11 protein-coding genes and 1 other RNA gene are annotated in these 9,273 nt (G+C 39.3%); all 12 read right to left on the bottom strand.

The genetic code is table 11. The features are described from left to right. Positions 1 to 206: 206 nt before the first annotated feature. Positions 207 to 545 (bottom strand): histidine triad nucleotide-binding protein, encoded by a 339-nt coding sequence (locus BQ7314_RS14850; protein WP_174484473.1) that lies wholly within the window; start codon positions 543 to 545, stop codon positions 207 to 209. Positions 546 to 555: 10 nt separating this feature from the next. Further along, positions 556 to 1,155 carry a recombination mediator RecR gene (recR, locus tag BQ7314_RS14845; protein WP_174484472.1) on the bottom strand — a complete coding sequence of 200 codons (600 nt, stop codon included), beginning with the start codon at positions 1,153 to 1,155 and terminating at the stop codon, positions 556 to 558. 2 nt (positions 1,156 to 1,157) lie between these two features. Beyond that, positions 1,158 to 1,481, bottom strand: coding sequence for a YbaB/EbfC family nucleoid-associated protein (locus BQ7314_RS14840; protein ID WP_174484471.1), 324 nt, complete (start codon positions 1,479 to 1,481; stop codon positions 1,158 to 1,160). Between the two features lie 9 nt (positions 1,482 to 1,490). Beyond that, positions 1,491 to 3,119, bottom strand: a complete 1,629-nt coding sequence (gene dnaX, locus BQ7314_RS14835; RefSeq protein ID WP_174484470.1) for a DNA polymerase III subunit gamma/tau — start codon at positions 3,117 to 3,119, stop codon at positions 1,491 to 1,493. Positions 3,120 to 3,151: 32 nt separating this feature from the next. Then, positions 3,152 to 3,248: signal recognition particle sRNA small type (gene ffs, locus BQ7314_RS14830), an RNA gene on the bottom strand. Positions 3,249 to 3,427: 179 nt separating this feature from the next. Further along, positions 3,428 to 4,600, bottom strand: coding sequence for an OmpA family protein (locus BQ7314_RS14825; RefSeq protein WP_174484469.1), 1,173 nt, complete (start codon positions 4,598 to 4,600; stop codon positions 3,428 to 3,430). A 66-nt stretch (positions 4,601 to 4,666) separates the two neighbouring features. Continuing rightward, a complete protein-coding gene (locus BQ7314_RS14820; protein ID WP_174484468.1) occupies positions 4,667 to 5,053 on the bottom strand; it encodes a DUF2802 domain-containing protein in 387 nt (128 codons plus the stop codon). A 216-nt stretch (positions 5,054 to 5,269) separates the two neighbouring features. Continuing rightward, the gene (locus BQ7314_RS14815) at positions 5,270 to 5,740 is read right to left on the bottom strand and encodes a chemotaxis protein CheW (protein ID WP_174484467.1); all 471 of its coding nucleotides are present in this window, start codon (positions 5,738 to 5,740) and stop codon (positions 5,270 to 5,272) included. A gap of 54 nt (positions 5,741 to 5,794) precedes the next feature. Continuing rightward, the gene (locus tag BQ7314_RS14810; protein WP_174484466.1) at positions 5,795 to 6,499 is read right to left on the bottom strand and encodes a chemotaxis protein CheW; all 705 of its coding nucleotides are present in this window, start codon (positions 6,497 to 6,499) and stop codon (positions 5,795 to 5,797) included. After that, positions 6,496 to 7,293, bottom strand: a complete 798-nt coding sequence (locus BQ7314_RS14805; protein ID WP_174484465.1) for a ParA family protein — start codon at positions 7,291 to 7,293, stop codon at positions 6,496 to 6,498. Before BQ7314_RS14805 ends, BQ7314_RS14810 begins: the two co-directional genes overlap by 4 nt. A 94-nt stretch (positions 7,294 to 7,387) precedes the next feature. Continuing rightward, a complete protein-coding gene (gene motD / locus BQ7314_RS14800) occupies positions 7,388 to 8,242 on the bottom strand; it encodes a flagellar motor protein MotD (protein ID WP_174484464.1) in 855 nt (284 codons plus the stop codon). Positions 8,243 to 8,257: 15 nt separating this feature from the next. After that, the gene (locus tag BQ7314_RS14795) at positions 8,258 to 9,007 is read right to left on the bottom strand and encodes a flagellar motor protein (protein WP_174484463.1); all 750 of its coding nucleotides are present in this window, start codon (positions 9,005 to 9,007) and stop codon (positions 8,258 to 8,260) included. Between the last annotated feature and the right edge of the window lie 266 nt (positions 9,008 to 9,273).

Here is a 9,273-nt window from a genome sequence, read left to right as displayed (position 1 = left end):
CCTCCCATTTTGAAATGAAAAGCTTAGTTTGCACTTATTTTAGGCGGTTTAGAATGTGTGGTTTAATTGACGCTTACTTATAAACACCTTGCAAGGACCCTAGAATACCGTCGATTTCTTTAGTCAAAGCATTGAAATCACTCTGTTTCGTTAAACGTTCGGCCCAAGTAAATACCTGATCTGTAGTCACATTACTTAGCATTGTACTACCCCGCAGGCCATGCCATAGGACGACCACCTAATAAATGTAAGTGCAAATGATAAACCTCTTGCCCACCTTCATTATTACAATTAATAACGGTACGATACCCAGTCTCAGCAATACCTTCTATTGCCGCGATCTGCGCAACAGTCTGCAATAAATATCCGGCAAGTTCTTTATCCTGCAAATCATTTAAGGTCGCTATATGCTGTTTAGGAATAACTAAAATATGTGTCGGTGCTTTAGGGTTAATATCTCTAAACGCAAGAACTTGCTCATCTTCGTAAACTATATCAGGCTGAATTTCTCCAGCAACCATTTTGCAAAATAAACAATCTGTCATAGCCCTCCCCTTATTCAATTGAACGACGCCCGCTAAAAGCATGCGCCAAAGTACTACTATCAATAAATTCAAGCTCGCCGCCTACTGGCACTCCATGCGCTAGGCGACTAACCTGCACATGATTAGCTAAAGCCAATTGTGCAATAAAATGCGCAGTCGCTTCACCCTCGACTGTAGAATTAGTTGCCAGAATAAGCTCTGTTACCTGATTAACTGCTAATTGCTGTTCAAGCTGGTCTATGCCAATTTCATCAGGACCAATACCATCTAAAGGCGATAACCGACCATTTAAAACAAAAAACATACCTTGATAGTCTGTCGCCTGATTAATAACCCAAACATCTGCTGGGCTTTCTACTACACAAACCAGATGTTGGTCACGCGTGGGGCTAGCACAAATACTGCATAATTCATACTCAGTTAAAGTACGACATTTTTTACAATTACCTAACTTATCGGCTGCTACTTGTAATGCTTTAGCTAAATTATCAGCCCCACCTCGATCGCGCTGAAATAAGTGTAATGCCATACGCTGAGCGGACTTAGGACCAACTCCAGGCAAACAACACAAGGCATCAATGACATCAGTTAATAAGCCTTGTTTCTGCATCTTTAGAACGGCATTTTGAAGCCAGGAGGAATAGGCATACCAGCAGTAACATCAGCCATTTTTTCTTTTTTTAATTTAGCAACTTTACGCACAGCATCATTAATCGCCGCAGCAACTAAATCTTCTAGCATTTCTTTGTCATCACCTACTAAAGCATCATCAATAGAGACTTTTCGCACTTCTCTTTTTCCTGTCATTAAAATGCTAACCATACCACCACCGGATTCACCGGTTACTTCCAAGTTTTCAAGTTCAGCCTGAGCTTTCTGCATATCTTCTTGCATCTGCTGAGCTTGCTGCATAATATTGCCGAGTGCGCCCTTCATTAAGTTCTCCTAATCATTATTTTGAACTGGCTCAATTGAGCCTGGAATAATACGAGCATCAAAATTTGCTTTTAATGCCTGTATATTTTCATCATTATCAATAGCATCAACAGCATCCTGTTGACGGTTAATCTTATCTTTTTGTATTTGTACAGCAGGTGTATCAGCAACTACCGCTTCTGTTTTAATCACTAATTTGAGCGGTCGCTTATAATAAGCTTGCACAGCTGCTTGTAATTTTTCTTCTGAGCGAGGGCTTCTAATTTGCGCTTGCTTGGGATCTAAAATCAAGCGACATTGCTGCTCATCGACCCCTTCTAAAATACAATTATTTGCTAATTCGCGCGTTAGCCCGACAATGCTCATAGTCGCCACTATCTCATGCCAAGATAGCTCTTCATCCACCTCTGTGAGCCGAACATTAGCCGTTACTGGCGCCTCTTTATTGGCAATCTTGCTGTCGGTAGGCATTGCCCTAACTTCCGTAGGAGATACCATAGCAGAACGAGACTTTTGCGCAATAGTTGGAGCTATTTTTTGTACATTTGCACTAGTTTTTTGCGGGCTAAACGCAAGCATTCTTAGTAAGATCATCTCAAAGCCTGACTTTGGATCAGGGGATAAACTTAAATCTTTTTGCCCCATTAAGGCAATTTGATAATACAACTGTAGTTTTTCAGCAGAAAATAAGGGACTGAGTTCACGCAATATATCGGCATCATCATCTGCTTCCGCTATAGCTGGCACTTGCTGCACCAGCGCCAAGCGATGTAAAAAATATAACATTTGCTGCAATATACTAGCAAAATCAGGCGTTAATTCAGCCATTTCCTTTACCTTGTGCAGTACACTTGCAGCGTTATTTTCCGCTAAACTACGCAGTAAATCCTCTACTGGTTGCTGGGCAATTGTACCTAGCATATGACTGACCGTTGCCGTATGGACTACATCATTACCATAGACAATCGCTTGATCTAATAAACTCAAACCATCACGCATACTGCCGTCAGCAGCACGTGCGAGTAAACGCAATGCACTTACTTCAAATTCAATTTTTTCTGCATTAAGAATATAAGCCATTTGCTCACTAATTTGACTAATAGAGAGCCGCTTTAGATTGAATTGCAAACAACGAGATAAAACAGTGGCAGGGATTTTTTGTGGGTCAGTGGTCGCCAGCAGAAATTTAACGTGTTCAGGTGGCTCTTCCAAAGTTTTGAGTAAAGCATTAAAACTATGCCCTGAAAGCATATGCACTTCATCAATTAAATAAACTTTATATTTTCCACTATTTGGGGCGTATTGGGCGTTATCTAATAAATCACGCGTATCTTCGACTTTAGTGCGAGAAGCGGCATCAACTTCAATTAAATCAAGAAACCGTCCTTCATCCAGTGCTGTACAGACAGCACAAACTCCACAGGGATTATAATCTTGAAGATTTTCACAGTTGATTGCTTTTGCTAAGATCCGAGCAATAGTTGTTTTTCCTACACCGCGAGTGCCTGTAAATAAATAAGCATGGTGCAGACGATTGTGCCGTAAAGCATTAATCAATGATTGACTAACATGCTCTTGACCAACAATTTCGGTAAAATTATGCGGACGCCATTTCCTAGCGAGAACCTGGTGATTCATGGCTGCGTGGTAGATTTTAGATTGGGCGGCTACCATGCCAGCCACATCTCGGCACACGAATCTTCTGCTACCGTTGCTCCCTTCCGGACCTGGCGGAGTTGACAGAATATCGTTGCGAGAGGACCGACACAGTAACCATAATGTCGACAACCACTAGCGTTGAAGAATGATTATTATGAGTTATCTCCTTTTAAATTTCAAGGAGAAAATCCCTTATTTAAAAAACATCAAAAGTAACAAGCACATAGTTTACCGTATTCGAGATAAAAGCCGTAACAAGTGCTGAATATTGTTGCATTTTCTCTCAATCAACGTGCAAAGCTTAATTCAACACGCCGATTTTTCGCCTGACCTTTTCGGGTGCGATTACTTGCAATAGGCTTCTTCTCACCATAAGCCCGCACAGTCAGTTTATCAGCTGATACACCTTGACTCTCTAAATAACGTTTAACAACCTCACCGCGCTTTTGTGCCACAACCATATTATGCGCTTTACGCCCCATACCATCAGTATGACTGTTAATAATTAGTGCTTTTGTTTGATGCTGCATATACCGTGCAACTAAGTCTAAACGGTGCTTTTCTTTAGCTGTTAAATGTAAACTACCTTTATTAAACCAAAACATTTTTAAAACATCGGGTCCAAAAACATGTATACGAAGAATTTTGTCATTATTTTCTAAATCTATCATAGAAAGTTTAGACTGTACTGCAATACGTGATTTTTTAAGTCCTTGCTTTACCAGTAAATCAACAATTTTTTTTGCTCTAGATTTAAATAATCTATCATCAGCCCTACCTATACTTTGCGTATCACTGACTATCACTAATTTAGTATCTTTCATTACTTGCATATACTTCACTATTTTCTTTATAAGTATAAAATATTGCCGATCTACCCGTTTACTTCCCTCGGAAAAATAAAACACCTTATCCTGTAAAGATGCCATCGCATAAGGCAATAACTGTTGACCGCAAGCAATAAATTGAGAATATGCAGCAGAAAAATTAACCGCGGAAACCGTCACCTTTACTTGTTCAATAGGCTTGTCTTGATAAGTATTTACATAAGTAAAAGTAGGAAATTCAGCACTGAGCAAAACATCAATCATTGCTTCCGCATCAACACCAAAAACTGAAAGATATTTTGATTCAGAACGCTGCTCTATGAAAACTGGGTAGCTTTTTAAATGTGTAAATTCATGCCTCCACGGTGCAGGTAATGCCGATAAATTTGCTTTGCTAACAACAAACCCTGGATTACGTGCTTGATACACACCAAATTGTAATGGCTCTTCTGGACGTAGTGAGAAAAATGCCTCTCCATAATGAGGAATCGCCTGAGTTAAATCGCATGTCGTTTTACTGGACTTATTTTCCCAATAAGCATTTAAAATATCAGCAGAATATTCTACCGCTCCAAGAGGTCGGCATATAACGAATAAATAGGTAAAAAGAAAAGCCAGTAGAAATTTAGACATAGTAATAACCTCTCAGATATTTAGGTTATCGGCCTAACAAAGATTTTATCAAGGGTAATAAATAGATTAATTAAAGCGACTTCCATGCACTTTAATCAATAAAGCCGCCTCTTCGCGACTTAAGCCACAGTCTTTTATCAATTCCTGCTCGCTAGCGCCAGAACGAACTCTTTGAATAACGTTATGGTAAGGTGAAGCTTCTGATTCTTTATGCTCGTAATCACCTAACTTATCAAGCAAATCAGTTATTTGTTCGGCACTCATAGCGATACGCGAATCAACTGTAACAGCCGCCGAGCATAGTCCCGCAATATCTTTAGACATACTATCGATCTGTTCAGCTAAAACTTGATTAATGTTTTTTAACTTTCGCTGCTCCCAGGCTAGCCACAACAGCCCTAAACCGAGCAAAGAAAAACATAAGACAACAATAATAAGCAAATCAGTATCCATTAAACAATTTTATCCGTATATTGTACGTCACCCACATCGCCATTTCGTACAGCACCTCTTAAATTTAGAACATAAAAAACGGTATAAATGATTGTTTTTAAATTATTAACAGCCTCATAGTTTTATCGGTTATTTCTAGGCTACTGTATTAGCTATGCTTACTTTTTTCTGATTCAGAACCGGAGTTCTAATTATTTTATAATAAGTTTTAAGTGCTTAGAACATATCTAATGCTTCATTCTCTTCATCACTTAAAAACTTATTTAGATCCACTAAAATCAATAATTCGTTATCTCTGCTTGTTACACCCTGTATATATTTAGAGCTTTCATCATTGCCGACATTTGGCGCAGTCTCAATATCAGAAGCTCTTAAATCAACGACTTCTGCCACACTATCTACCATAATACCGATAATGTGCTGGTCTGTTTCAATAATCACAATACGTGTTGCATCATCCTGATCCTTAGACATCAAGCCAAAGCGGTTACGCGTATCAATCACTGTCACAACATTACCACGCAAATTAATAATACCTAAAACGTAAGTAGGCGCACCAGGCACTGGAGCAATTTCAGAAACCCTTAAAACTTCCTGCACTTGCATTACATTAATGCCGTACTTCTCTTCACCTAAACGAAAAGTCACCCACTGCATGATAGGGTCATTTTGTTTCTCATCACTCATATTCAGTCGCCTAATTATTAAAGTTTAAACATACATTCTAAATCAATAAATGAATTATATACCTAATTCTTCGGATCTTTTCCGTTTAGGTACTAACTCATTAATATCCACAACTACGACCAGCTGCTCAATCACCGTACCAACCAACCAAGGCTTGCTTTTCCTATCAGTACGCCAACGAATTTGTTCCGATGTTAACTTGGCAATGGTCAATAATTCATCACAAGCCAAGCCCCATTGGCCATCTTCGGTCAAAATAACATTGGTAAAGGGCTTCTGTTGATAATCTCTTATTCCTGCTCGACTTTTTCCTTGTATCAAATAGGCCATATTTAATATACCTATTTTTTGCTCTAATTCAGCCTTTAACCCTATAAACCAAAGTGGCTGTTGTGGGATTTTTGTTACTTTGCCATCAAACCTTATGGCTCGTGATAAATCTGTTAATGGCGCAGCTAAAACCAAATTCCCGACTTTAAAAAATAAAGCAGAGAACTCATCTTGAGCATATTTAGGCATAATAGATAATGCCTTGCTCGCCGTAACCACATCAGCCACCAATTCAATCGACGGCTCTTGCGTTTTAACTGTTGCAGCCTGCACCTTAACAGCCGAAGAAACTACTTTTTTAACTTGTCGTTCTTGTTCTTCAATAGCTTCTGTAGATGGAAGTTCAGCAAGCATTGTCGCCAAATAAGAATCCAGCGCAAGCTCTTGCTCTATAAGTTGCTTAACCGCAACAGCGCATACTTTACTCATGACGCAGCGACCTTAGCTAGCTTGTCTTTCTGCAATAATTCATCCAACAAATTAGAATAACTCGCAACTGCCTTAGACGTAGGATCATAAATAGAGGCAGGAACCCCCATACTACTGGCTTCACGTAATTTAGTGTCAACTGGCACAAAAGAATGCCAAGCATTATCTGGATATTTGTTGCGCAAGAAATTTAAACTCTCAGTACCTGCTTTAGTGCGCTTATCATACATTGTCGGGATAATTTTATAGCCAGGTGCCTGCTTTCTGGACTTATAAACCATTTGAATCGTCCGTACCATTCTGTCTAGGCCTTGTAATGCCAAAAATTCAGTAATGACAGGCACTAATAAGTATTCACAAGCAGCCAGAGCATTAATCATTAACACTCCCAACATAGGTGGGCTATCAATAATGACATAATCATACTCATCAGCCACTTCTGCTAATGCACTAGAAATAACTAAGCCCATGCCCCCCAAAGAAGCAACTTGCCTATCTAGTGTTGCAATAGCCGTTGCTGCAGGCAGAATGGACAGATTTTCAAATTCTGTCTTTATAATATAAGGTCTAGGATTGTAATCTTTAACTTTACGACTGGCATTATGAAATAAATTATAGACACTAGCCTGAGTTTCATCAGGGTTTTGCTTAAAATAACTGCTTAAAGAACCATGGGGATCTAGATCGACTAACAGTGTTCTATATCCCCAAGATGACAATAAGCCACCTAGAGTTATTACCGTTGTTGTCTTACCTACCCCACCTTTCTGATTAGAAACTGACCATATTTTCATAATTGACACTCATTTATGAACAGCGAGTTTAAATATTTTCTCACTATAAAAGTAACGACACTATAAAGGCTCATCATCTGCAACAGATAAAAACTTATTCCGCAACTTCCTTTATTTGTGCATTATTTTTTCCACCATATCGAGCAAGCGAATTGGAAATCAAGACCAAAGTAACTCGCCTATTCTTGAAGCGCCCTTCCGCGGTTTTATTATCTGCAACTGGATGATTATCTCCATAACCTACTGCAGCTAATCTAGCAGGATTTATGCCATCATTAACTAACTCACGCGCCACACTAACGGCTCGAGCAGATGATAAATCCCAATTAGATGGAAATTCAATAGTTTCTATCGGTATATTATCTGTGTGGCCTTCAACATAAATAATGTTTGATGTGGTTTGTAAAACTTCGCTAATCTTTTTTAATACAGGCGCAGCCTTTGACTGCAGAGCCGCGTCGCCACTAGCAAACAATAGTCCACTTTTAATCTCAATTTCCACCCATAAGTCATTTTTTTTGACTTCAACTAAATCATCGTCAATAAATGACTCTAATGCAGATGCAAATTGCTCAGCAATACGCCCCAATCTACGCCGTTCTTCTAATACTTCCTCGGAAATCTCAACATCACGCAATTCCTCAGCCGTAATAAAGTGATCTAATACGACTGGCTCAATAGCACTTGTAGCAGGCTCACCCAAAGAAATAGGCTGCGACGAATCTCCCTCCCCATCCGTTAATTCTGAAGTAGATTGCTTGGCGCCTTTACGTTCAAATGCTTCGATCATTGAATCCGATAACACTCGATACTTACCTACATTCACAGAAGAAATAGCATACATCACTACAAAAAAAGCGAACAGCAGAGTAATAAAATCTGCATAAGAAATTAACCATCGATTATGATCTTCAGGTGGTTCAATATGCCTTTTTCGTCTTCGTGCCATTATTATGACGCCTAGTTAAGTCGTTGCGTGTAAAAAACCTGACAGTTTTAACTCAATATTACGTGGGTTTTCACCTTCAGCAATCGCTACAATACCGACCATCATCATTTCTCTTGCATTAGACAAAGCATAAGCATGAGCTTTCAATTTTGCCGAAATAGGTAAAAAGGTTAAATTTGCTAAACTAACACCATAAATAGTAGAAACAAAAGCAGTTGCGATACCAATCCCCAACATACTAGGGTCAGAAAGGTTCTGCATAACCTGAATTAACCCCATAACAGAACCTATAATACCCATCGTAGGTGCATACCCACCCAATGATTCAAAAACCTTAGCAGCCTGAAAATCACTATACTCTTTCGTTTCTAAATCAACTTCCAAGCATTCTCGAATAATTTCAGGTTCATTACCATCCACTAACAATTGCAAACCTTTACGCGCAAAAACTTCCTGCTCATTATCTGCAATAGCCTCTAAGCCCAGCAAACCCTCCTTTCTAGCCAGTGAACTCCAAGCAACAATTTGGTCAATATCACTTGTTAGATTAATTTTCTCCGGTACAAAAACCCATACCATTATTTTTACAGCCCTTAATATGACTTTAGGTGGGTACTGAAATAAAACGGCTCCTAAAGAGCCACCTAAAACAATCATCAAAGCAGGGCCATTTAATAAGGAAGAAAGACTCCCTCCACCTAATATATTGCCACCAACTACAGCCCCTAGGCCGACCAATATACCCAATACACTAAAAACATCCATTAGTTAATTTCTCTGAAAATTTGCATCAACTCAACTAGCGTGCTTATTTTTGCCACAATACCGACACCTACTATAGCTTTAGGCATACCATAAAAGTACAACTCGCCTCATCCTGAGCCCAAATACGACCCCCTCGTTGCTGCACTATTAATTCAAGAGCTTACTTTTTAGCCAGCATACTTCCTCATCATTCCCGGCACATCCAGAATTAAAGCAATTTGCCCATCCCCAGTAATCGTTGCACCTGCCAAACCATCTAAGCCATG

The organism is methanotrophic endosymbiont of Bathymodiolus puteoserpentis (Logatchev), assembly GCF_900128525.1.
GTDB lineage: Bacteria > Pseudomonadota > Gammaproteobacteria > Methylococcales > Methylomonadaceae > Methyloprofundus.
This window is presented reverse-complemented; position numbering and strand designations above follow the sequence as displayed.

Coding starts and splice junctions, on each gene's coding strand:
- BQ7314_RS14850 (WP_174484473.1), bottom strand. CDS start 545: ATGACAGATTGTTTATTTTGCAAAATGGTTGCTGGAGAAATTCAGCCT.
- recR (WP_174484472.1), bottom strand. CDS start 1,155: ATGCAGAAACAAGGCTTATTAACTGATGTCATTGATGCCTTGTGTTGT.
- BQ7314_RS14840 (WP_174484471.1), bottom strand. CDS start 1,481: ATGAAGGGCGCACTCGGCAATATTATGCAGCAAGCTCAGCAGATGCAA.
- dnaX (WP_174484470.1), bottom strand. CDS start 3,119: ATGAATCACCAGGTTCTCGCTAGGAAATGGCGTCCGCATAATTTTACC.
- BQ7314_RS14825 (WP_174484469.1), bottom strand. CDS start 4,600: ATGTCTAAATTTCTACTGGCTTTTCTTTTTACCTATTTATTCGTTATA.
- BQ7314_RS14820 (WP_174484468.1), bottom strand. CDS start 5,053: ATGGATACTGATTTGCTTATTATTGTTGTCTTATGTTTTTCTTTGCTC.
- BQ7314_RS14815 (WP_174484467.1), bottom strand. CDS start 5,740: ATGAGTGATGAGAAACAAAATGACCCTATCATGCAGTGGGTGACTTTT.
- BQ7314_RS14810 (WP_174484466.1), bottom strand. CDS start 6,499: ATGAGTAAAGTATGCGCTGTTGCGGTTAAGCAACTTATAGAGCAAGAG.
- BQ7314_RS14805 (WP_174484465.1), bottom strand. CDS start 7,293: ATGAAAATATGGTCAGTTTCTAATCAGAAAGGTGGGGTAGGTAAGACA.
- motD (WP_174484464.1), bottom strand. CDS start 8,242: ATGGCACGAAGACGAAAAAGGCATATTGAACCACCTGAAGATCATAAT.
- BQ7314_RS14795 (WP_174484463.1), bottom strand. CDS start 9,007: ATGGATGTTTTTAGTGTATTGGGTATATTGGTCGGCCTAGGGGCTGTA.